General features: G+C 65.0%; 17 protein-coding genes. 7 read left to right on the forward strand and 10 right to left on the reverse strand.

What is annotated here, in order from left to right:
• Positions 1-192: 192 nt before the first annotated feature.
• Both EMO90_RS09685 and EMO90_RS09690 read right to left on the reverse strand, forming a co-directional pair.
• The gene (locus EMO90_RS09685; protein ID WP_223849772.1) at positions 193-2,109 is read right to left on the reverse strand and encodes an ABC transporter ATP-binding protein; all 1,917 of its coding nucleotides are present in this window, start codon (positions 2,107-2,109) and stop codon (positions 193-195) included.
• The gene (locus tag EMO90_RS09690; protein WP_150354213.1) at positions 2,106-3,863 is read right to left on the reverse strand and encodes an ABC transporter ATP-binding protein; all 1,758 of its coding nucleotides are present in this window, start codon (positions 3,861-3,863) and stop codon (positions 2,106-2,108) included. Before EMO90_RS09690 ends, EMO90_RS09685 begins: the two co-directional genes overlap by 4 nt.
• A 912-nt stretch (positions 3,864-4,775) precedes the next feature.
• Here EMO90_RS09690 and EMO90_RS09695 point away from each other — a divergent pair.
• From EMO90_RS09695 to trhA, 3 genes are all read left to right on the forward strand, one after another.
• Positions 4,776-6,143, forward strand: a complete 1,368-nt coding sequence (locus EMO90_RS09695) for an ATP-binding protein (RefSeq protein WP_150354214.1) — start codon at positions 4,776-4,778, stop codon at positions 6,141-6,143.
• 356 nt (positions 6,144-6,499) lie between these two features.
• On the forward strand, positions 6,500-7,372 hold the full coding sequence (locus EMO90_RS09700) for a sugar phosphate isomerase/epimerase family protein (protein ID WP_190972025.1): 873 nt from the start codon (positions 6,500-6,502) through the stop codon (positions 7,370-7,372).
• A 222-nt stretch (positions 7,373-7,594) separates the two neighbouring features.
• Complete coding sequence (trhA, locus tag EMO90_RS09705) at positions 7,595-8,410, forward strand: PAQR family membrane homeostasis protein TrhA (protein ID WP_223849775.1); 816 nt, start codon at positions 7,595-7,597, stop codon at positions 8,408-8,410.
• 4 nt (positions 8,411-8,414) lie between these two features.
• Here trhA and EMO90_RS09710 read toward each other — a convergent pair whose 3' ends face one another.
• From EMO90_RS09710 to dnaA, 8 genes are all read right to left on the reverse strand, one after another.
• Entirely contained in the window at positions 8,415-9,662 is a 1,248-nt protein-coding gene (locus EMO90_RS09710; protein WP_223849773.1) for an alpha/beta hydrolase, read from the reverse strand.
• A gap of 124 nt (positions 9,663-9,786) precedes the next feature.
• The gene (locus tag EMO90_RS09715) at positions 9,787-10,293 is read right to left on the reverse strand and encodes a DUF3566 domain-containing protein (protein WP_150354217.1); all 507 of its coding nucleotides are present in this window, start codon (positions 10,291-10,293) and stop codon (positions 9,787-9,789) included.
• A 55-nt stretch (positions 10,294-10,348) separates the two neighbouring features.
• Complete coding sequence (gene gyrA / locus EMO90_RS09720) at positions 10,349-13,105, reverse strand: DNA gyrase subunit A (protein ID WP_150354218.1); 2,757 nt, start codon at positions 13,103-13,105, stop codon at positions 10,349-10,351.
• A gap of 144 nt (positions 13,106-13,249) precedes the next feature.
• On the reverse strand, positions 13,250-15,322 hold the full coding sequence (gene gyrB, locus EMO90_RS09725; protein WP_150354219.1) for a DNA topoisomerase (ATP-hydrolyzing) subunit B: 2,073 nt from the start codon (positions 15,320-15,322) through the stop codon (positions 13,250-13,252).
• Between the two features lie 133 nt (positions 15,323-15,455).
• On the reverse strand, positions 15,456-15,935 hold the full coding sequence (locus tag EMO90_RS09730) for a DUF721 domain-containing protein (protein WP_150354220.1): 480 nt from the start codon (positions 15,933-15,935) through the stop codon (positions 15,456-15,458).
• The gene (recF, locus tag EMO90_RS09735) at positions 15,932-17,086 is read right to left on the reverse strand and encodes a DNA replication/repair protein RecF (RefSeq protein WP_150354221.1); all 1,155 of its coding nucleotides are present in this window, start codon (positions 17,084-17,086) and stop codon (positions 15,932-15,934) included. The genes EMO90_RS09730 and recF overlap by 4 nt, the downstream gene beginning before the upstream one ends.
• Positions 17,086-18,210 (reverse strand): DNA polymerase III subunit beta, encoded by a 1,125-nt coding sequence (gene dnaN, locus EMO90_RS09740; protein ID WP_150354222.1) that lies wholly within the window; start codon positions 18,208-18,210, stop codon positions 17,086-17,088. Before dnaN ends, recF begins: the two co-directional genes overlap by 1 nt.
• A 791-nt stretch (positions 18,211-19,001) precedes the next feature.
• Positions 19,002-20,582 (reverse strand): chromosomal replication initiator protein DnaA, encoded by a 1,581-nt coding sequence (dnaA, locus tag EMO90_RS09745; protein WP_150354223.1) that lies wholly within the window; start codon positions 20,580-20,582, stop codon positions 19,002-19,004.
• A 356-nt stretch (positions 20,583-20,938) separates the two neighbouring features.
• On the opposite strand from dnaA, the gene rpmH reads away from it, so the two are divergent.
• Genes rpmH through yidC form a run of 4 tightly spaced genes read left to right on the forward strand, consistent with a single transcriptional unit; the run spans position 20,939 to position 22,799 of the window.
• A complete protein-coding gene (gene rpmH / locus EMO90_RS09750; RefSeq protein ID WP_150354224.1) occupies positions 20,939-21,073 on the forward strand; it encodes a 50S ribosomal protein L34 in 135 nt (44 codons plus the stop codon).
• Positions 21,074-21,099: 26 nt separating this feature from the next.
• Entirely contained in the window at positions 21,100-21,462 is a 363-nt protein-coding gene (rnpA, locus tag EMO90_RS09755) for a ribonuclease P protein component (RefSeq protein WP_150354225.1), read from the forward strand.
• Between the two features lies 1 nt (position 21,463).
• Positions 21,464-21,775 carry a membrane protein insertion efficiency factor YidD gene (gene yidD / locus EMO90_RS09760; protein ID WP_395953214.1) on the forward strand — a complete coding sequence of 104 codons (312 nt, stop codon included), beginning with the start codon at positions 21,464-21,466 and terminating at the stop codon, positions 21,773-21,775.
• Between the two features lie 13 nt (positions 21,776-21,788).
• Complete coding sequence (gene yidC / locus EMO90_RS09765) at positions 21,789-22,799, forward strand: membrane protein insertase YidC (RefSeq protein WP_150354226.1); 1,011 nt, start codon at positions 21,789-21,791, stop codon at positions 22,797-22,799.
• Positions 22,800-22,805 lie beyond the last annotated feature (6 nt).

A 22,805-nucleotide genomic window follows, 5' to 3' on the forward strand; every position in this document is an offset into this window, starting at 1 on the left:
TGCAAATCGTGAACTGGAACGAACAGCCTTCATGTGACATTATCCGGCCAAAATGGCGCCATTTCAACGCATAGGATGTTCGCTTTGTTCACTCGTCCAGTTCACGATTTCACGTCGCTTGCAAATCGTGAACTGGAAATCAACTGGAAATCAAGGCAACCACCCAAAACCACGCCAGAACCACCCAAAATCTCAGCCCAAGCCACCTTGGTCGGCCACCATTTGCGCGTACACCCCGCCCGCGGCCATCAGCGACTCGTGCGTGCCCTGCTCCACAATCCGCCCGTGCTCGATCACCACGATCAGATCCGAGTCGCGGATGGTGGACAGCCGATGCGCGATGATGATGCTCGTGCGCCCGGCGGTCATGGCGTGCATGGCGTCGCGGATCGCGGCCTCGGTGACGGTGTCCACGGAACTCGTGGCCTCGTCGAGGATCACGATGGGCGCATCCGCCAGCAGTGCGCGGGCGATGGTCAGCAGCTGCCGCTCGCCCTGGCTCAGCGCCGCCCCGCCGGCCTCCAGAACCGTGTCATACCCCTTGGGCAGCCGCTCGATGAAGGCGTCCGCTCCGGCCGCCTTCGCCGCCGCGCGGATCTGACCATCCGTGGCGTCGGGGCATCCGTACGCGATGTTCGCGCAAACCGTGTCCTCGAACAGCGCCGGATCCTGCAGCACGGTCCCGAAGGCGTTGCGCAGGGATGCGAGTTTGTAGTCGCGCAGGTCATGCCCATCAAGGAGGATCCGCCCGGAGTCGGGATCGTAGAAGCGCGCGACCAGATTGACCAGTGTGGTCTTGCCGGAGCCGGTCTGTCCCACGAACGCCACGCGCGTGCCCGCGGGGATCTCCAGGCTCAGGTCGTGGATGACCGGATGGTCCGGGTCGTAGCCGAAGGTCACGTGGTCGAAGACGATGTCGCCGCGCAGCCCGCCGCCACCCGCCGAAGTCCCGCCGACCACGCCGGAAGCCCCGGAACCGCCCGCCGAAGCCCCGGAACCGCCCGGCACCTCCAGCGCATCCGGCGCATCGGCCGGCTCGGGCTCCTCGTCCATGATCTGGAAGATGCGCTCGGCGCCCGCCACCGCGGTCTGGAACGTGTTGTAGATGTTCGCGATGTCCACGAATGGCCGCGAGAACTGCCGCACATACAGCAGGAAGCTGGCGATCACGCCCACGTCGATCGACCCGCGCACGGCCAGCAGACCGCTGACCACCGCCACAAGCAGGAAGCCCAGATTGTTGATCACGTTGGACAGCGGCATGAGGTAGCCGGACCAGGTCTGCGCGCGGACGCCCGTCTCGGTCAGCTCGTCGTTGACCTTCTCGAAGTCGGCGATCATCTGCTCCTCGCGCCCGAACGCCTTGACCATCGTGAGCCCGGAGACCGTCTCCTCCACATGCGCGTCGAGCCGGCCGAGCACCCGCTGCTGGTTGGCGTACAGCGGCCGGGTGCGCGTGGTGATCAGTTTGGTGAGCAGGAAGACGAACACCACGGACACCAGCGACACGGCGGTCAGCACGGGGCTCAGCCACAGCATGCAGGCGAGCGTGCCCACGATCGTGAACGCGTAGACCATGAGCTGGGAGAGGGAGTCGGAGATGGTGGTGGAGATGTTGTCCACATCGTTGGTCAGTCGGCTCATGAGCTCGCCGTGCTGGTGGCGGTCGAAGAAGCGCAGCGGCAGGCGGTTGAGCGCGTCGAACAGCGAGGTGCGCAGGTGCAGCACGATCCGCTGGCCGGCCGCGGCCATGAGGTAGCGCTGGCCGAAGTTGACGAGCCAGTCGCACAGGTAGAGCGCGAGGAGCAGGCTCAGGGACAGCGTGATCGGGTCGCCCTGCGCGATGCCGTTAACCACCAGGCCCACGAGCAGCGGGGAGAGGACCGACGATCCGGAGCTCAGCCCGGACAGAGCGAACACCGGGCCGAGGCCCTGGCGATGCCCGCGCGTGATGTCGTACAGCCGGCGCAACGTGCCGCGCATATCCTTGGGCTTGACCACGGCCGCACCGCGCTTGGCCAGTCCGCCGCCCATCACCGGGGGCTGGCCGGGACGCGAACCGCCGCCGAATCCTCCGGGGCCTCCGGGACCGGGACCGAATCCGCTCATCGCGCACCTCCTTCGCTGCGAGCCGCCTGACCAAGCGGCCCGATCTGCGAATCGTAGATGGCCCTGTACCGCTCGCATCCCGCCATGAGCTCGCTGTGCGTGCCCAGACCCACGAGCCGCCCGTCGTCCATCACGGCGATCCGGTCGCACCTACGGACCGTGGCGATGCGCTGCGAGATGAGCAGCACGGTCACGTCCTCCATGGCGTGCAGATTGGCGAGCACGTCCCGCTCGGTGATCGCGTCGAGCGCGCTCGTGCAGTCGTCCAGAATGAGCAGTTTGGGCCGCCGGACCAGTGCGCGGGCCAGACTCAGGCGCTGTTTCTGGCCACCGGAGAGGTTCACACCGCCCTGTCCCACGCGCGCGTCGTAGCCACCGGGCAGCCCGTCGATGAATTCGCTCGCGCACGCCTCACGGGCCGCCTCCGCAAGCCGTTGTTGACCGGCGTCCGGATCGCCCCACGCCAGGTTCGATCGCACGGTTCCGGTGAACAGGACGGGTTTCTGCGCCACAAGCGCGATCTGCGCGCGCAGCGCTTCGGCGTCGATCGTCTCCACGCCCCGCCCGTTCCACAGGATGCGGCCCGATTGCGGCCGGTAGAAGCGGGGGATGAGGGTCACGAGCGTCGATTTGCCGGAGCCGGTGGGGCCGATCACGCCGAGTGTGCCGCCGGCGGGCAGGTCGAACGACACGTCTTTCAAGGCCGGGCGGGGGCTGTCCGCGTAGGTGAAGGTCACATGATCGAAGCGCAGGCCGTCGGATGATTGCGAGGATGGTTGCGAGGCCGGTTGCGAGGCCGATCCCGCAACCGATTCCACGAACGATCCCGCAGCCGGCGAATCGCCCCGCGCGCCCACCTCGCCCTTCTGGTCGAAGATCTCCTGGATGCGCCGCGACGACGCCCCCGCGCGCACGGCCGAGTTGAGGATCATCGACACGCGGCCCAGCGCGAAGAGCACCTGGGTCATGTAGTTCATCGAGGCCATGAGCGTGCCGATCCGTCCCGGATCGGTGGCGCGCGAAAGCCACAGCAGCGCGATGATGCCCAGATTCACCACTAGGTTGATCATCGGCCCATAGATCGCGTTGACCCGCTGCGCATCCACGTTCGAGGAGGCGAACGATCGGGCCGCGTCGGCGAATTTGCGCGACTCCTCATGCTGCATGCCGAACGCCTTGACCACGCGCACCGACCGCAGGAATTCGCGGCTCACGGTCCCGAGCCGGTCGAGCGCCCGCTGCACGGCCAAGAACCGCGGGTAGCTGGCGGCCATGTTGCGCCAGATGAGCACCGCGGAGACGGCGAGGAGGATGATCACGATCGGCAGCTGCTCGGGGATCTGCACCACGATCAGCACGATCGCGCCGATGCAGGTGATGGGGGCCTTGAGCATGATGCGCATGAGCCCCTGCGCGAAGTTCTGGATCTGCACCACATCGTTGGTGATGCGCGTGATGATCGCCGCCGGCTGCAGATGGTCCACCTCCTCGCAACTGAGCGACATGACCTTGCGGTAGGTGTCCGATCGGATGTCCCGCCCCACCAGCTGTGCGGCCCTTGAGGCGAAGATGTTGCGCATCACCGCGCCGATCGCGCCCACGCCCGCCACCGCGAGCATCACCGCGCCCCACGTGAGCACCCGGTTCACATCCCGGTTCGCCACGCCGTCGTCCACCACCATCGACATCAGCGTCGGCTGCAGCAGATCGCACACGGTCTCGATGCTCAGGAACGCCACCGCGGTCAGGGCCATCGCCCAATGCCGCCTCACATAACTGAAGATCAGTCTCACAAGTCACCTCACGCCGGCACCCGCCGGCCATCGTCACAGTCACCTCATTGTTGCAACGATTGTAGTATCGCACACCGAGCCTGAACGGGCGGCAATCACATGCCAGGTGTTGCGCGATGATGGGGCTTCCCGCTGTCATCCTGAGCGAGCGGAGCGAAGCCATTCAGTCATCCTGAGCGAAGCGCAGCGGAGTCGAAGGATCCTTAACTGTGTGCACAAAGTTAAGGATCCTTCGCTTCGCTCAGGATGACAGCGGGGAACTTCCATGCCCCTGCGCGCTCAGGATGACCGGAATACTCATGAAACAGCCCCTGGGCACCCCTCTCAGGCGCTTCTCCCAAGTACCTTCCGTAACAGATTTACAGAACGTACCGCTTAGCCCTCTCCTCGAGGTTCGTTCTGTAACTTTTTTACAGAACGGACGTCATCAAACCGGTGTCATCAAACCGGGAAATACGGGAAATACGGGCTGTGCGGACCGAAATCCGGAATTCGCAGCACTATCGGGCCGAAAATCGCCCAGAAAACGACCCGATAGTGCTGCGAATCGCCGATTTCGGTCCGCACAGCCCGCAATGTTGCGCCGCACGGCGATCACACGACGCCAGGATGATTCGCCGGCGCGCAAAATGAGCAAATCCAATGGGCAGGCGTAGCATCAGGGACACGTAGCATCAGGGACTTTCGGCTACGCGCTATGGTCGTCCGAGTGCGGGGATTAAGGATCCTTCGACTCCGCTTCGCTGTGCTCAGGATGACGACCTTCCACCTCACAACTCGCAAAACGTGACAGATCATGCCCAAAAACTTGAGAAAAACGTGACAAAGAGTACCCTGAATATCAGGAAAAACGTGACAGATGAAGGAAACGCCATGCTTGAGCGCACAATCACGAAGACGTTGGAGGCGTGGAGCAAGTCTTCTCGACGCAAGGCGCTGATGCTGACCGGCGCCAGGCAAACCGGCAAAACCACGGTGGTGCGCGACTTCGCGCGGCGGCGCTACGAACGGTTCGCGGAACTGAATTTCCTGACCGACCCGCATGCCGGCGACATATTCTCCGGACCGCTCGATGCCAATACCATCGTCGCCAATCTCACGGCATATCTGCGGCAACCCCTTGAACCGGGAAACACCCTAGTGCTGCTCGACGAGGTCCAGGAGTGCCCGCGCGCCCGCACTGCCATCAAATTCCTGGTGGAGGATGGGCGATTCGACTATGTGGAGACGGGTTCGCTGCTGGGCGTGCGCACCGCGGACGTGGAATCCTATCCGGTCGGCTTCGAGGAGCGGCACCGCATGTATCCCATGGATTTCATGGAATTCTGCCGGGCCTGCGGTGTGCAGCAGACCACATTCGATCTGCTGCGCGACCGTTTCGAATGCCGCAAACCGGTCAACGGGACCATACATGAGACCATGATGCGCCTGTTTTCGGCCTACATGGTGGTGGGCGGCATGCCCGAGATCGTGCAACGGTATGTGGATACGCATGACATCGCCCAAGTGGTTCAGCTGCAACGCGATATCCTCGCCCTGTATCGTCTGGACATCGCCAAATACGCGGACCGCGCGGACCGGACGAAGATCCGCGCGATCTTCGACGCCGTCCCATCCCAACTCAACGACCGCAACCGTCGGTTCGTGCTGGCGGATCTGGGCAAAAACGCCCGGCATAATCGATATGCAAGCAGCTTCCTCTGGCTCGCGGACGCCGGCGTGGCCCTGCCCTGCTATAACGTGGAGGCCCCGGTTCCGCCCCTGCCCGCCAGCCGCAAACGAAGCCTGTTCAAGCTGTTCATGGGGGATACCGGACTGCTGTGCGCCCAGGCGCTGGAGAATGTGCAGGTGCCGATCCTGCAGGGTGATCTGGACGTGAACATGGGCGAGATCACTGAAAATGCGATCGCGCAGGAACTCGTGGCGCACGGCTTCCCCACATACTATTTCGATTCAAAACGCTACGGCGAAGTGGATTTCGTGGTGCAGTCCGGCACACGTGCACTGCCGATCGAGGTGAAGTCCGGCAATGACTGGACCCGCCATCATGCGCTCAGCAAAATCATGTCGGTTCCCGAATGGCATCTGGACCAGGCTTACGTGCTTTGCAAAGGCAATGTGGAGCAATCGGGACCGATCACCTATCTGCCCCTGTACATGAGCATGTTCCTTGAACCCGAGCACTTGCCCGATTCCCTGCCGTTCACCGTGGACCTTAGCGCTCTCAACAATCCTGAGTGAGTTTTCGTTATCCTGAGCAAAGCGTAGCCGGAATCCATCCTCTCCCGTCATTCTGAGCGAGCGGAGCCGGACGCCAGAACGTGGGCCCTCCGTCATCCTGAGCGAAGCGTAGCGGAGTCGAAGGATCCTTAATCCCGTGCACAAATTAAGGATCCTTCGCTGCGCTCAGGATGACGAGAAAACCACCCGTGATGACGTGGGGCATGCTCAGGATGACAGGGCGAGATTGTGCTTCGCTCAGGATGACGGGGAAATCCGCCAAGAATGGGGGAGGGCGCCCTCAGAATGCCGCACCCGGCATGCAACCGACGCCAACGGATCGGCCTCGAATCGCCATCCGCGCATACAGTGGCGGCATGATCAACTTCGGCGCGCGCGGCCACGACGTCACGGCCGCGGATTTCGAATCATTGGCGATCGGTCTTGAGGCGCAGGGTGCCCGATGCGTGCAGCTGGCGCTTGGCAAGTCGTTCCCGGGCGTGCCGTCCGGGCCCGGTGCGATCAACCCCGGAATGGGGGAGTACTGCCGCGCAACCCTTGCCGCGCATGGGGTTTCGGTGGCCGTGCTGGGTTGCTATGTCAATCTCACGGACCCCGATCCGGTACGCCATGCCGGGGCGATGGCCGCATTCGAAGCCTATCTGCGGCATGCGCGGTACTTCGGCGCCCCCGTGGTGGGCACGCATCCGGGGCGGCTCGGACACATCGCGGAATCGTCCGCCCGAACCGCTTCCGAAACCGCCTGGCGCGAATTCCGCGGGACCGTGGAGCGTCTCGTCGCGGTCGGCGAGCGCTTCGGGGCGATCGTGGGCCTCGAGCCGTGCCCGCATCACGCGCTGCACGATCTCGATTCCACCGAACGGCTGCTGCGCGAGGTCGATTCGCCGTTCCTGGGCATCATCCTCGATCCGGCGGGGCATGCGATCGGCGACCAGGCGGGCGATGCGGCCGTGGATCCAAGCGATCCCGCCGAGCGCGAGGTGGCCGTCACCGAGGAGGCGTTCCGGAGGTTCGGCGATCGGATCGTCGCCTTCCACCTCAAGGATTTCACGGTGGAACGGGGCGCCGATGGACCGACGGCGATCGTCCCATGCCAGATCGGCGACGGCATAGCCCCGGTGGCCCGATTGCTGCAGATCGTGGACCGGCACCGTCCTTACCTGCCGGTCATCACCGAGGGCACGCGCGACGATCGGATCGGCGAGGCCATCCGGAATCACTCATCCTGAGCGGGACAGAACACCCCCATCGTCATCCTGAGTTCCGTAGATCGCCCCCGCCGTCATCCTGAGCGCAGCGAAGGATCCTTGACCTTGTGCACAAGGTCAAGGATCCTTCGCTGCGCTCAGGATGACAGGCTGCGCTCACTCAGGATGACAACGCACCCACCATCCCTTCAGCAAAAAGTTACGCTTCCGTAAGTTAGTCCGGCTACGATCGGAAGCATGAGCATGGCAGGCATGACGACGAGCACGAATCCGAACGGCACACGCGAGCGCGAGGTGCGCGAGAGGATCGAGCGCGCCCGCCAACGTGTCCGGCAAGCCACCGAAGCCCGCAAGGCCGCCCAGCGCGAGGAGCGTCTGCTGCGGCACCCGGAACGTCGCAATCGCCCCGAACGCGACTACATCGCCAAACCACGTCTGCGCGGCGTGATGCACCTCATCACCTTCCCCTTGGCGGTGGCCGCGTCGATCGTGCTGATCTGCGTGGCGCCATGGGGCCCGATCAAGGCCGCCTGCGCGGTGTACGGGGCGACGGCGATGCTGCTGTTCGGCAACAGCTCGCTACTGCACATCGGCCACTGGGGTCCGCGCATGAACAAGGTGCTGTGCCAGATCGACTACTGCAACATCTTCCTGATCATCGCCGGCACGAACACCCCATTCCTCTTCGCGCTGGACGAGCGCATCCGCCGGCCGTATCTGATCGTCATCTGGACCGCCGCGCTGATCGGATCGGTCGCGCACGTGATCTGGTACCACAACCACGACTGGATCTTCACGATGATCTACATCGTGCTCGGCCTTGCGCCGGTCACGCTGATCCCGTTCCTGTGGACCGCCCCGGCTGTTGGCCCGGCGGCCACGATCCTGATCGCCGCGGGCGGAGCCGCCTACATCGCCGGCGCGGTCTGCTTCGCCCAGCGCAAGCCCAATCCGGTGCCGGGCTGGTTCGGATACCACGAGGTCTTCCATCTGGGCACGGTCGCGGGGTACGCCTGCCACGTGGTGGCCGTCTACCTGACCGTGTGCGCGATGCGGTAGGGGCCTACAGCCGCCCCAGCGCCGAACGCACCAACGGGGTGGGCAGGAACGTGCGCCACGCGGTCTGGCCGCCCCATGAGGTGACGAGGCCGAAGTAGTGCCGCCGCGCTTCGGGCCGGCTCATCGTCAGGTCGTGGATGCCGCCGCGGATGCGCGCCACGGTCACCAGATCGCCCAGCTTCAGCGCGGCCTGGCGGATGGCGACCACGTCCAGCACCACATCGCATTCGCGCATGGCCTCGTCCCACGAGCCCTGCAGCATCGAGCGGTCGGAGGTGCACACGAGCACCGGCACCTGGATGTCGAGCCCGGCGGCCACCTCGGCCTGCCCGCGGAAGATCGCCTGCATCCATCCGGCGCGCGGCTGGAACTGCGCGCCCGTGGCGGCCAGCGAGGAGGGGTAGTCCCATTCGCCGCCGCTATCCCGTTCGATCGTGCGCCCGTAGAATCCCGGGTCATTCAGCGGCAAGGGGGTCTTGCCCCCGGCCAGCAGGAAGCCCTTGAGCACCGGCGTGGTGATGAGCCTGAACATCGTATTGCCCTGCAGCTCCAGCCACGGGGAATTGAGCGCGAGTGCGCGCACGTGGTGGGGCTGCTCGCGGTTGACCCACAGCGACATGATCAGTCCGCCCTCGGAATGCCCAATGGCCAGGATGTGCACGTCGTCGCCCATCTCCCGCACGATCTGGTCGCGCAGCGCGTCAAGTTCGGCCGCGTAGTCGTGCAGGTCCTCGATGTATCCGGCGGTCTCTCCGGCCCGGTAGCTGCGCCCGTACCGCCGCAGATCGACGGCGTAGAACGCGATGCCGAGCGACTCCCAGTATTCGGAGGCGTGCCGGCGGTAGAAGTAGTCGTTCCACCCGTGCAGGTACATGATCGCCAGCGGCTTGCCGAACACCCGGTGCCGCAGCTTGCGCCGCACACGTTCCACGAAGCTCAGTTTGTCCGGGTTCTTGCGGACGAAGGTGGCGATCGCCTGGCCGTCCACGCCCTCCGGATCGGGACCGAGATGCACGGTGGCCCGCTGGTAGCCGTCGATGATGTCGTCGTCCCGCCAGTCGTCAACGCGGTAGGGCGGGTGGCTCGGCCTATCGTCGCCGGATGGGGAGTCCGCGAGAGTCTGGACGGGTGCGGCCGATGGGTCCGCCGACGCGGAAGCCCCGGAAGCACCAGAAGCCCCGGAAGTCGAGGAAGTCGAGGAAGTCGAGGAGGAAGCCCCGGAACCGCCCGTCGCCCCGGAATTCGACGCCATATTCGACACCGCGGCCGATTCCGTCGAATTGCCCCCATCTACGGCGACAGCCGCCGATTCCGGGTTTTCCGAAACCGACGGCTGTGCGTCAGGGGCCTGCGCTGGATTGTTGCGCGCGGCCATGTCAGTCATCGCCCAATGTGACGTGCACGCCGCCCACGAGGGCGCACACCACGTTGTACAGGAACGCGCCGATGGTGGCGAGCACCATGACGAGCACCACCTCGAAGATCGAGAAGATCGTCACCGCGCTGATCACCGTGCCGAACTGCAGCATGCTGCCGAGGTTGAAGTTCAGGCCGGTGTTCGACATCATCTGCGTGAGCTGGTTGAACAGGCCCATGAACTCGAGCAGCGCCCAGATGAGCGCCACCGCGACGATCTGGATGATCGCGCCGGCGATGGCCAGCAGGAACGAGACCTTGGCCACGCTCCACGGGTCCACGTGCGTGAGCGAGAGCTTCATGCGGCGGGCGCGGGGCACGCCACGGCGGTTGGCGGGCGCGGCGACACGGGCCTGTCCGCCCGCCTCGCGCGCCGGGATGGCCGCGGGGACCTCGGAAGCCACGGAACGGGCCTCGCGGCCCAGATGCTCACCGGACTCCTGCACGGGCTCGTTCATATCGGTCATGGCTACTCCTGTTTCGACTGGACGCTTGGCTTGGACGTCTTAGGGCAGACTACCACTACTCTTGCACACCGTCGCCGGCTTCGGCCGGGGCTTCACCGGATTGTGACGTGGCGTCCGAGGCGGTGGCCGGATCGGTCTCGCCGGTCTCGCCAGCGGCCTGAGCCGCCGAAGCCGCCGGAGCCGTGCCATCGGCCGCCGCGTTGTCCGCGACGATCTCGCCGGCCGTCTCATCCTCGTCGTCCTTCTCCTCGTTGCGCGCGATGGAGATGATCTCGTCGCCCTTGTCCGGCTTGGCCAGCGTGACGCCCTGCGTGGTGCGGCCGGTGCGCTTGACCTCGGCCACATCGGAGCGGATCACCTTACCGGACTTCATGATCGCCATGATCTGGTCGTCCTCGGAGACGATCACCGCGCCCACGAGCGTGCCGCGCTCCTCGGTCAGCTGCACGGCCTTGACGCCGAAGCCGTTTCGGCCCTGCAGGCGGTACTCCTCGACGGCCGTGCGCTTGGCGAAGCCCTCGTTGGTGACCACGAGCAGATCCTTGTCGGAGTCGCCCCAGACCACGTCCATGGCCAGCAGCTCGTCGCCGTCGCGGAACTTCATGCCCTGCACGCCGGCGGTCTGGCGGCCCATCGGGCGCAGCTGCTCGTCGTCGGCCTGGAACTTCAGGCTCATGCCCAGCTTGGAGACGAGGATGATGTCGTCGGTGGAGTTGCACAGCGCGGCGCCCACGAGCTCGTCGGTCCACGACCCGTCCTCGGACTCGGTGAGGCGCACGGCGATCAGACCGCCCTGACGCGGCGAATCGTACTCCGCCAGACGGGTCTTCTTGATCTTGCCGGAGCGGGTAGCGAGCACCAAGTACTCGGTGACCTCGTAGTTCGGGATGGACAGCACGGTCTGGATCGTCTCGTCCGGCGCGAACTGCAGCAGGTTGGCCACGTGCTGGCCCTTGGAGTCGCGCGACCCCTCCGGCAGCTCGTACGCCTTGATGCGGTAGACGCGGCCCTTGTTGGTGAAGAACAGCAGCCAGTTGTGCGTGGAGGTGAGGAAGAAGTGGTCCACCACGTCGTCCTCGCGCAGCTTGGCGCCCTTGATGCCCTTGCCGCCGCGGTGCTGGGCGCGGTATTCGTCGGCCTTGGTGCGCTTGATGAAGCCGGAGTGCGTGACCGTGACGACCACGTTCTCCTCGGCGATCAGGTCCTCGACGTTCATCTCACCGCTGAACGGCAGGATCTTGGTGCGGCGATCGTCGCCATACTTGGCCACGATCTCGTCGAGCTCGTCGCCGATGATCCTGCGCTGGCGCTCGGGCTTGGCGAGGATGTCCGCGTAATCGGCGATCCTGCGCTGCAGCTCCTCATGCTCGTCGAGGATCTTCTGGCGTTCCAGGGCGGCCAGACGGCGCAGCTGCATGGCCAGGATCGCGTCGGCCTGGACATCGTCCACGTCGAGCAGCTCCATAAGGCCCGTTCGGGCGGTGTCCACGTCCTTGGAAGCGCGGATGAGGGCGATGACCTCGTCGATCATGTCCAGGGCCTTCAGGTAGCCCTGCAGGATGTGGTCGCGCTCCTCGGCCTCGCGCTTGAGGTACGCGGTGCGGCGGGCGATCACGCTCAGCTGGTGCTTGACCCAGTGGCGGATGAAGGCGTCCAGGCTCAGGGTGCGCGGCACGCCGTCCACCAGGGCGAGCATGTTCGCGCCGAACGTCTGCTGGAGCTGGGAGTGCTTGTACAGGTTGTTGAGCACCACCTTCGGCACGGCGTCGCGCTTGAGCACGAGCACCAGGCGCTGGCCGGTGCGGCCGGAAGTCTCGTCGCGCATGTCCGCGATGCCGGTGATCTTGCCGTCGCGCACGGCCTCGCGGATGGAGACGACCAGACGGTCCGGGTTGACCTGATAGGGCAGCTCGGTGACCACCAGGCACATGCGGCCCTTGATCTCCTCGGTGTTGACCACCGCGCGCATGGTGATCAGTCCGCGGCCGGTGCGGTACGCCTGTTCGATGCCCTTGTGGCCCAGGATCGTGGCGCCGGTGGGGAAGTCCGGGCCCTTGATGCGCTGCAGCAGGGCCTCGAGCAGCTCCTCGCGGGAGGCGTCGGGGTGATCGAGCGCCCAATGGACGCCATCCGCCACCTCGCGCATGTTGTGCGGCGGGATGTTGGTGGCCATGCCCACGGCGATGCCGGACGAGCCGTTGACCAGCAGGTTCGGGAAGCGCGCGGGCAGCACGGTCGGCTCCTGCGTCTTGCCGTCGTAGTTGGGGATGAAGTCGACGGTGTCCTTGTCGATGTCCCTGACCATCTCCATGGCGAGCGGGGCCATGCGGCACTCGGTGTAACGCATGGCGGCTGCCGGATCGTCGCCGGGGGAGCCGAAGTTGCCCTGGCCGTCCACCAGCAGGTAGCGCATCGACCACGACTGGGCCATGCGCACCAGGGTGTCGTAGATGGCCGAATCGCCATGCGGGTGGTACTTACCCATGACCTCGCCCACCACGCGGGCGCACTTGTTGTAGCCGCGATCGGGACGGTAGCCACCGTCGTACATCGCGTAGACCACGCGGCGGTGCACGGGCTTGAGGCCATCGCGCACATCCGGCAGGGCGCGGTCCACGATCACGCTCATGGCGTAGGAGAGGTACGATTCGCGCATCTCCTTCTGCAGGTCGCGCTGGACGATGGCCGTGCCCTTGAGCAGGCCGTAGTCGGTCTTGTCGGCCTCCTGGGGGCTCAGCGGCTCGCTGGAGCCGTCGGGCGTGGGCTGACCGTCGAAGATCTCGCCGTCGTTGTTGTTGGTTTCGTCTGCCACTTACAAACTTCCTTTATTCCGTAAGAATCACGAATCGCGGGCTGCCCGCCGGTCGGCAGGGCATCGCCGCATCACGCGTCGATACTCTGCTTGCCATTCATCGCCGCATCACACGTCGATGCTCTGCCTATGGTTCATCGCCGCCTAGGCGTCGATGAAGCGCACATCCTTCGCGTTGCGCTGGATGAACAGGCGGCGCGGCTCCACCTCGTCGCCCATGAGCATGGAGAACGTCTCGTCGGCCTGCGCCGCATCCTCGATGTGGATCTGCTTCAGGATGCGGTGGTCGGGGTCCATGGTGGTCTCCCACAGCTCCTGATACGTCATCTCGCCCAGACCCTTGTAGCGCTGGATGCCCTCGCCCTTGGGCAGCTGGCGGCCGGCCGCCTTGCCCTCGGCGAGCTTGCGGTCGCGCTCGGTGTCCGTGTAGACGAAGTCGTGCGGGCCTTTGGTCCACTTGAGACGGTACAGCGGCGGCATGGCCACGTACACGTAGCCGGCGGTGATCATGGGCCGCATGTAGCGGAAGAACAGCGTCAGGTTCAGCGTGGCGATGTGCGCTCCATCCACATCGGCATCGGCCATGATGATGACCTTGTGGTAGCGCACCTTGCTCAGGTCGAACTCCTCGCCGTAGCCGCCGCCGATCGCGGTGATCAGCGACTCGATGGTGTCCGACTTCATCATGCGATCCAGGCTGGCGCGCTCGGTGTTGAGGATCTTGCCTCGAAGCGGCAGGATTGCCTGCGTGATCGGGTTGCGTCCCTGGATGGCGGAGCCGCCTGCGGAATCGCCCTCCACGATGAACAGCTCGCACTCGGCCGGGTTGTTCGACTGGCAGTCCTTGAGCTTGTCCGGCATGCCGGCCGACTCGAAGATGGACTTGCGGCGCGTGTTCTCGCGGGCCTTCTTGGCGGCGATGCGGGCGCGGGAGGCCTCCATGGCCTTCTGGATGATCATCTTGGCCTCGGAGGGGTGGGCGTCGAACCAGTCGCCCAGCTTCTCGGTCATGACGCGCTGCACGAAGGCCTTGGCCTCGGAGTTGCCCAGCTTGGTCTTGGTCTGGCCCTCGAACTGCGGGGTGGTGAGCTTGACGGACACCACGGCCGTCAGTCCCTCGCGCACGTCGTCGCCGGAGAGGTTCTCGTCCTTGTCCTTGAGGATGTTCTTGTCCCTGGCGTAGCGGTTGATCATGCCGGTGAGCGCCGCGCGGAAGCCCTCCTCGTGGGTGCCGCCCTCGGTGGTGGAGATGGTGTTGGCGAAGGTGTGCACGGCCTCGGAGTAGGCGGTGGTCCACTGCATGGCGATCTCCGCGGAGATGCCGAGCTTCAGGTCCTCGGCCTCGAAGTCGATCACGTCCTCCTCGACCGGCGTGGCCTTGCGGGTCTTGACCAGGTAGGCAACGTAGTCCTTGATGCCGTTGGCGTACTGGTAGGTGACGGTCTGGTGCAGCTCCTCGGCCACGTTGTCGCCGTCGCCGGCCACCTCGTCGCCCGCCTCGTCGAGCTGGCGCTCGTCGGTGAGGGTGATCCTGAGGCCCTTGTTGAGGAACGCCATCTGCTGGAAGCGGCTGCGCAGGGTCTCGAAGTCGTAGACGGTGGTCTCGAAGATCGCCGGATCGGCCCAGAAGGTCACGGCAGTGCCGGTGGACTCGCCCTCGTCCATGGGACGGCCCTTGGCCAGATGCGCGGTGGGCTTCTGGTCGATGTAGGTCTGGGTCCAGTGGAATCCCTGGCGGCGCACCTCGATGTCCACGCGGGTGGACAGGGCGTTGACCACGGAGATGCCCACGCCGTGCAAGCCGCCGGAGACCGCGTAGCCACCGCCGCCGAACTTGCCGCCGGCGTGCAGCTTGGTCATGACGGTCTCGACGCCGGAGACGCCCTCGCCGGGCACCTCGTCCACGGGGATGCCTCGGCCGTCGTCCACGACGCGGATGCCGTTGCCGGGAAGGATGGTCACCTCAATATGGGTGGCATAGCCCGCGAGCGCCTCGTCGACGGAGTTGTCGACGATCTCGTAGACCAGATGGTGCAGGCCTCGGGGGCCGGTGGAACCGATGTACATGCCCGGGCGGATGCGCACGGCCTCCAGACCTTCGAGCACCTTCAGATCCGAGGCGTCATAGTGCTCGGGTGCCAGTGAATCGTCCAGCTGCGAATCCTGCAGTTCGTCGGATTCGATATCCGGTGTGTCCCCAGTATTGAGTTCTGCCACTGAAGAGTTCCTTTCATGCGCCGTTCCCTCCATGGTGAGGGCCGCGTCGCTTCCATAACCGTCCCAAAACGCGAATAAAGGGCGTTTCTGGGCGTGAACATATCCTTAGATAGGGTACTAGCAGATTCGGACGTCAACGCCCTGTACGACCGAATCGGCCGCGTGCGAAGGAGGACGCGCGCGGGCCTGTGACCACGATTTGTTCGATGGGCAAACCTGCCAGCCGCTCGGCGATTTTCGCCTTGAGCTGCGGGATCAGATAGGTCAGCTGGGTGGCCCACACCCCGGACTCGGTGCGTATGGTGAGCACGCCATGATCGTATCCGCCGGGACGCGAGTGCAGGGCGATCTGCGGGCCCACCACCTCGTCCCAGTGGTTCTCCAGTTGCGCGAGCCGCAGATGCGGCCCCCAGTTGCCCCGGATGGCCAGCACATCGGCCACGGATCCCAGACGCGCGGGGTCCCGTCCTGGCTTGCCGAAGCTCTCCCACGCCCGCTCGGCCCGTTCCTCGCGCGCCTTGCGGGAGAACTGGCGGCGGGTGAAGCGTTCGAACACCTGCGCCGGCAGCTTGCGCGCGTCCAGCTTCAGGGTTTCGGCGATCGGCGGGGTCATAGGGTCGCCTTCACATCATCGGGTGCCTCTGACGATTCGGCCGCCCTGACCGCGGCCACGTCGATCACCTGCGGCCGCGTCCCCAGGCCATCCAGATGGGGGATGTCCCCGTGCGCGGCCACGGTGATGAGCACCTGCTCCCGCCCGGCGGCGAAGTCGAGGATCTGCCCGCGGCGCGACTCGTCCAGCTGCGCGAACACATCGTCCAAGATCACGATCGGATTGGCGCCGGTCTCGCCGATCACCTCGAACAGCGCCATTCTGAGCGCCAGGGCCATGGTCCACATCTCGCCGTTGGAGGCGTATTCGCGCGCGGGCACGCCCATGAGCTCGATCGACACATCGTCGCGCTGCGGGCCCAGCAGGTTCACGCCGCGGGACGCCTCACCGGGGTAGATGCGGCGGAAATGCTCACTGATATGAGGTTCGGGCTCGTCGAACGCCAGCACCTCGTCGAAGCTCGGCTCATACACCAGCCGCGCCTCGCTGGCGCCCGAATCCCCGGCCAGCCGCGCGTAGATGCGCGAGAACGGGCCGTCCAGCCGCTCCACCAGCCGCGCACGCAGCCGGGTCAGGGCCACGCCCGCCTCGATGAACTGGCCGGTCCAGATCTCCAGGCCGCTCATGGAGGCGTCGACGCCATTGGCCAGCTGCTTGAGCAGGGCCGCGCGCTGCTTGGCGATGCGCACGAACCGCTGCGCCAGATCCCAGTAGCCCGGATCCAGCAGCGAGCCCGCCTGGTTGAGGAATCCGCGGCGGCCGGCCGGGTCCCCGGACACGAGCCGCTGGTCCTCCGGCGCGAAGGTGACGCACGGGATGCGGCCCAGGATGTCGCGCATGTAGAGCGACGGGCCGCCGTTGATCCGCGCGCGGTTGGCGCCGCGGGCCGGCACGGTGAGCTCGTAGGTGGTGGACCGGCCGGAGTCGTCGACGTTCGCGCGGATCGTGGCGGTCCGCTCGCCGCGCTGCACCAGCGGCAGCGAGGACGACGTGCGATGGCTCGAGCCGGTGGCCAGCACCTCGATGGCCTCCACGAGGTTGGTCTTGCCCAGACCGTTGCGGCCCTGAAGGATGTTGACGCCGGGGGAGAGGTCCACCACGCACGAGGTCCACGAGCGGTAGTGGTCCAGCGCCAGGCGGGAGATGTGCATCAGGAGTTGAACCGCATCGGCACGAGCAGGTAGCGGTAGTCCATGGACTCGTCCGAATCGGCCTCCTGCTGGCCGTTGAACTCCACGGCCTTGACGGCGGTGGTCATCTTCATGCGCACGAACGGTTCGGTGATCGCGCTCAGACCCTCCACAAGGTAGGACGGGTTGAAGGCCACGGTGATGTCGTCGCCGTCCATGTCCACGTCCAGGGTCTCCAGCGCCTGGGCCTCGTCGACCGCGCCGGCGGACAGGGTGAGCTCCTGGCCGGCGAAGGCCATGCGGATCGGGGCGTTGCGCTCGGCCACCAGCGAGACGCGCTTGATCGCGTCGATGAGCAGCTGGCGGTTGATGACGGCCTGGATCGGGTAGTCGCTGGCGAACAGGCGGTCCACGGCCGGGAACTCGCCGTCGATGAGCTGGGAGGTGGACACGCGGCCGGCGTTCTCGAAGCCGAGCAGCGAGCCGTTGTCCTCGTCGAAGTCGATGACCACGTTCTGCGCGGTGTCCAGCGAGCGGGCGATGTCCTTGAGCAGACTGCCGCGAACCAGGGTGATCGTGCTGACGTCCGGGTTCGCCGGGCTCCAGGTGAAGCTGGCGCGGGACAGACGGAAACGATCCGTGGCCGTCATGACCACCTTGTCGCCCTCGAAGCTGATCTTCACGCCGGTGAGCACCGGGCGGTTCTCCTCTCGGGAGACGGCGACGGAGGCCTGGGAGACGGCCTGCGCGAAGGTGGGTCCATCAACCTGACCGAGCTTGGCCGGGACGACCGGCAGATCCGGGTACTCGGCGTCCGGCATGAGCTGCAGGGTGAACGTGGACTTGCCGGAGGTGATGGTCATCTTCGAGTCGTCCGTGGCGAGGTAGGCCTTCTCGGCCGGCAGGCTCTTTGTGATGTCCGCGAGGAGCTTGCCCTGCACGAGGACCGACCCGGCCTCATCGACGCCCGCCTCGATGTGATGGCGCGCGGAAACTTCGTAATCGAACGCGCTTAGCTGCAGCGTGCCGTCAATCGCCTCAAGGCGGATGCCGGCGAGGATCGGCGTGGCGGGACGTGCGGGAATGACTCGGGTGGTCCAGGCGACGGCGTCGGCCAGAGCTGCGGAATTGATTTCGACTTTCATGGTGCCCCTTGGGTTCGGCTTCGTAACTCGTTGCTGGGTTTCATTCTAGCCGGCCCGCGGCCGGCCGAACGGCGACCCGGCGATCGCGGTGATGATGGCGGCTATGGGGGTTTAAGTATCAATCATCGTCATAATAAGGGCGGTGGATAGTGTGGATAACTCCGATTTTCCGCGAAACGACGGTTGTGCACGGCGTTGTGCACAGGGGATAACATGCGAATGCGATTGTGGACAAGTAGGCCGGTTATCCACCGTTGTCGAGGCTGCTTTGGGTTGTCCACAAAATCGGTGGATGGATACACATGTTATTCACGGCCGATTTCGGCGTTTTCAACCGATTATACCCCGCGGTTACCCACATTCGTGCACAACCCTGTGGATAACTTTTGGGATATGTGGGCGCCGGCTTGGCTGCGACTTGTGCACAACCCTGTCATACTGAGCACCGCGCGGTTTCCCCTACGTCATCCTGAGCGAGCGGAGCGAGTCGAAGGATCCTTGACCTCATGCATAAGTCGTAGGCCCGGGCAGCGCGGGGGGAATTAAGGATCCTTCGACTACGCTACGGTGTCCGGCTGCGCCGGACCGTCGCCGCCTTGGCGGCGGCTCGACCGCAATCGCGGACGGCCTGCGGCCGCAGCATTATTCGCTCACTGTCGTTCGCCTTCGCCTACAAACGCCACCGGCGTTTGCTTAACGGCTCAGCCTGCCTACGGACAGCCCACCGGGCTGTCCGCTTAACGGCTCAGTGCTCAGGATGACGGGGTGGGCCTTCGTGCCCGCGGACGAAGTCAGTTGTTCGGATGCTGCTTGAGGCGGACGGTCAGTTCCATCACGTAGTTGTAGGTCTCGCGCTTCTCCTGCATTTCGTCGCTGATGCGCTGGTAGGCGTGCAGGACGGTGGTGTGGTCGCGCCCGCCGAACACCTGGCCGATGTCGAACAGGGACATGCTGGTCATCTCGCGGGCCAGGTACATGGCGATCTGACGGGCGTTGGCGATGTTCTTGGTGCGCGAGCGGCCCACCAGATCGTCGAACGTCAGGCGGAAGTACTTGGCCACCTGCGTGATGATGTCCGTGGGCTTGATTTCCACGTCCGTGGCGAAGAAGTCCTGCAGGGTCTGCTCGGCCAGCGCGCGCGTCACGGGCTGGTTGTTGAGGCTCGCGACCGCGGTGACGCGGGTCAGGGCGCCCTCCAGCTCACGGATGTTCTCCGTGAAGCGCTCGGCGATCAGATCCAGCACGTCGTTGGGGACGGCCACGTTGTTGCGTGAGGCGATCATGCGCAGGATCGCGATGCGGGTCTCCAGATCCGGCGGCTTGACGTCCACGGTCAGGCCCGAATCGAAGCGGGAGATGAGTCGTGCCTCGAAGCCCTTGAGGTTCTTGGGCGCCACATCGGAGGCGATCACGATGCGCTTGTTGGCTTGGTAGAGCGCGTTGAACGTATGGAAGAACTGCTCCATCGTCTCGGTCTTGCCGCTCAGGAACTGGATGTCGTCGATCAGCAGCACGTCCACCTCGCGGTAGCGGCGGTTGAATTCGGCGATCTGCCCCTGCGAGCGCGCGGAGTTCTGCAGCGCGGAGATGAACTCGTTGGTGAACTCCTCGCTGGTGACGTACAGGACCTTCAGCGTGGGGTCCTTGACCAGCGCGTAGTTGCCGATCGCGTTGAGCAGGTGGGTCTTGCCCAGGCCCGACCCGCCGTAGATGCACAGGGGGTTGAAGTCGCGGCCGGATCCCTCCGCCACGGCCAGCGCCACCGTGCGAGCGAACCGGTTCGAGTCGCCCGGCACGAACGTGTCGAACGTGGCGTTCTTGTTCAGGTGCGTGCCTGGGTCGCGCTCGATGCGCCGGCCGTCCGCCGGGTAGTTCGGCGTGTCGAACGTGGGCTGGACCATGGCCTGGCTGGCGTACGAATCGGCCAGATCGGCGATGCTCGGCTGTTCCGGCACGCGCTGCGGCTCGGGTTCGGGGGCGCGGCGCTGCGGCTCCGGGGTCCTGCGGTGGGACCGGTCGCCGAACAGGGACGCGGGGGTGGGGGCCGGCTCGCTCCACGAATCGCGGGTCGCCGGATCCTCCTTGGGGGCCGATTGGCGGCTCTTGGGCACCACCTTGACGGCCGGGAACATGTCCTTGCCCGTCACCATGTTGAGCGCTTCGAGCAGCGGGGCGTTGAGCACGTCCATGATCGCCTGCTGGGTGGCCTTGCTGGAGACGCGCAGCACGATCGTCGTGCCGAACATGGCCTCCGGTTCGATGTCCCCGAGCCATCCCTTGTCCCGTGCGGTCAGGGAGTCGTTGTGCTGCAGCAGCTGCAGTACGGTGCCCCAAATGCGCCGGGTATCGGCCTCGGGCGTGGTCTGTGCCATGGGGTTCACCTCTCTTCTCCTCGTGCGCGCGGCGAAACATGCGACAGTTGTGACAAATAGACAGTAGACCATGTTTACACCGCTTTGTCGAAGTTATCCACAGCGTTCGCGTGTTGCGCGCACAAAAGCTGTGAATAACGTGTGTGGAATCTGTGGATAACCACCCCTCGTGCGCCCGCCGGCCTCGGGAAGTCTGTGGATCAGCCGTTATCCACATATGTGCAAGGAACGGTGGATAACTCGGTTTCCGAAACCTCCGTTTGACTCCGTCCCGGCAGGTGTGTAATTTGGTATAGCTTGACTTCAAGAGAAGCCATGCGCACGCATGGCTCAAAACAGACCCGGGAGTACAAACTATGAAGAGGACATTCCAGCCCAACAACCGTCGCCGTCACATGAAGCACGGCTTCCGCGTTCGCATGCGCACCCGTTCCGGCCGCGCTGTGATCAACGCCCGTCGCAACAAGGGCCGCAAGACCCTCTCCGCCTGATTCTCAACGGAACCGCTGGCCTGAACGTGGAACGGCTCAAAAGCCATCAGGAATTCGTCGCGGTCCTCAAGACCCGCACGAAGGTGGGCTCGAGGGACATTGTGGCGCACTACCGCGTCCCCTCGTCGTCCAATGCCGATGGCGAGCCGCGGCGTCGTTTGGGACTGGCGGTTTCCAAGGCGGTGGGCAAAGCGGTCACCCGCAACGGGGTGAAGCGCAGGTTCCGACAGTTGGCCGCCCGATACGAGGACCAGCTGCCGGAATCGTGCGACGTCGTCCTGAGGGCCAAGCCCTCCGCGTCGCATGCAGAATACGCCCAATTGGAGGAGCAGATCGGCGGCATGTTCCGCAGGATCAGCGCCAGAACCTCGGCCACCAGGGACGCCTAGCATGGCGGGTTCGGTGATCGCCGGGGCCATGGGGTCCGCGATCCGCTGGTATCAGAAATGGATCTCTCCGCTCTCGCCTCCGCGGTGCCGCTATTATCCGAGCTGTTCGGCCTATGCGCTGACAGCCATCCAACGTTTCGGTGCGTTCAGGGGCGGCCTGCTCGCCGTCATGCGCATCCTTCGCTGCATGCCGTGGAATGCCGGGGGCATCGACGACGTGCCGCAGCGGTTCTCGCCGTTCTATCGGTTCTCGTGGTCCAAAGCCCATGAGGAGCCGCGCGTGACGCCATTGGCTTGGGAATCCAAGGAGTAGGACCCACACAATCATGTACGATTCACAACATTTCACGCTTGACAGCGGTTTCTTCGGCTTCATCTACACCATCCTGCGACCGGTCGAATGGCTGCAGACCTGGATCATGAAGCTGTTCCACGATCTTCTGGTGCTCATCGGCTTCCAGGACGGCCCCGGCATCGCATGGGTGCTTTCGATCGTGTTCCTGGTGCTCGTGGTGCACGCCATCATCCTGCCCGTGTGGTGGCATTCGATGAAGTCCATGCGCAAGACGCAGGCCATCCAGCCCGAGCTCATGAAGATTCAGCGCAAGTACAAGGGCAAGAACGATCCGGCCAGCCGCGAGGCCATGAGCCGCGAAACCATGAAGCTCTATCAGGACAACGGCGCCAACCCCATGGGATCGTGCGGCATCGCCATCGTCCAGGGCCCAGCCTTCATGTCCGTGTGGTACACGCTGTCCGCCGTGTCGTACATCGCCTCCGGCGTGCGCGAGCCGCTCGGCGCGTTCACCAAGGAGGTGGCCGAGGACTTCGCCAACTCCATGGCCTTTGGCGTCACGCTCTCCCAGCGCTTCGCCGAATCGGACTTGAACGGCAAGATCGTCATGGGCATCTTCATCGCCCTCATGTGCCTGTCCCTGTTCTTCCTGCAGTTCAACAACATGCGCAAGAACCTGCCCAAGGCCTCCATGCAGGGTTCCATGTACACCATGCAGAAGGCCATGGCGTTCGGCTTCCCGGTCATGTACATCTTCTCCGGCGTCCTGTTCCCGTTCGCCGTGCTGGTGTACTGGATCACCAACAACGTGTGCAACCTGATCCGCTCGCAGTATCAGATGTACGCCATCCCCACGCCGGGCTCCCCGGCCGCCGAGGAGAAAGAGATCCGCGACCACAAGCGCGAGAACGCCCGCCGCGCCAAGGCCGGCGAGCCCTCCCTTGAGGAGGAGGCGCTTGAAAAGGCCAAGGAGGAGGCTGCGCAGAGGGCCGAAAGCGGCTTCCAGCGCCAGCAGCCCTCCCGCAGGAAGAAGAGGAAGTAGGCCCTT

Origin of the sequence: Bifidobacterium vespertilionis, assembly GCF_008698145.1 — a bacterium.
GTDB lineage: Bacteria > Actinomycetota > Actinomycetes > Actinomycetales > Bifidobacteriaceae > Bifidobacterium > Bifidobacterium vespertilionis.

Excerpts from the sequence above, each read along its gene's own strand:
- yidC (WP_150354226.1), top strand. The coding sequence starts at position 21,789 with ATGTACGATTCACAACATTTCACGCTTGACAGCGGTTTCTTCGGCTTC.
- EMO90_RS09700 (WP_190972025.1), top strand. The coding sequence starts at position 6,500 with ATGATCAACTTCGGCGCGCGCGGCCACGACGTCACGGCCGCGGATTTC.
- trhA (WP_223849775.1), top strand. The coding sequence starts at position 7,595 with ATGGCAGGCATGACGACGAGCACGAATCCGAACGGCACACGCGAGCGC.
- yidD (WP_395953214.1), top strand. The coding sequence starts at position 21,464 with ATGGCGGGTTCGGTGATCGCCGGGGCCATGGGGTCCGCGATCCGCTGG.
- EMO90_RS09715 (WP_150354217.1), bottom strand. The coding sequence starts at position 10,293 with ATGACCGATATGAACGAGCCCGTGCAGGAGTCCGGTGAGCATCTGGGC.
- recF (WP_150354221.1), bottom strand. The coding sequence starts at position 17,086 with ATGCACATCTCCCGCCTGGCGCTGGACCACTACCGCTCGTGGACCTCG.
- dnaN (WP_150354222.1), bottom strand. The coding sequence starts at position 18,210 with ATGAAAGTCGAAATCAATTCCGCAGCTCTGGCCGACGCCGTCGCCTGG.
- dnaA (WP_150354223.1), bottom strand. The coding sequence starts at position 20,582 with ATGGCACAGACCACGCCCGAGGCCGATACCCGGCGCATTTGGGGCACC.
- EMO90_RS09695 (WP_150354214.1), top strand. The coding sequence starts at position 4,776 with ATGCTTGAGCGCACAATCACGAAGACGTTGGAGGCGTGGAGCAAGTCT.
- EMO90_RS09710 (WP_223849773.1), bottom strand. The coding sequence starts at position 9,662 with ATGGCGTCGAATTCCGGGGCGACGGGCGGTTCCGGGGCTTCCTCCTCG.
- rpmH (WP_150354224.1), top strand. The coding sequence starts at position 20,939 with ATGAAGAGGACATTCCAGCCCAACAACCGTCGCCGTCACATGAAGCAC.
- EMO90_RS09685 (WP_223849772.1), bottom strand. The coding sequence starts at position 2,109 with ATGAGCGGATTCGGTCCCGGTCCCGGAGGCCCCGGAGGATTCGGCGGC.
- EMO90_RS09690 (WP_150354213.1), bottom strand. The coding sequence starts at position 3,863 with ATGGCCCTGACCGCGGTGGCGTTCCTGAGCATCGAGACCGTGTGCGAT.
- EMO90_RS09730 (WP_150354220.1), bottom strand. The coding sequence starts at position 15,935 with ATGACCCCGCCGATCGCCGAAACCCTGAAGCTGGACGCGCGCAAGCTG.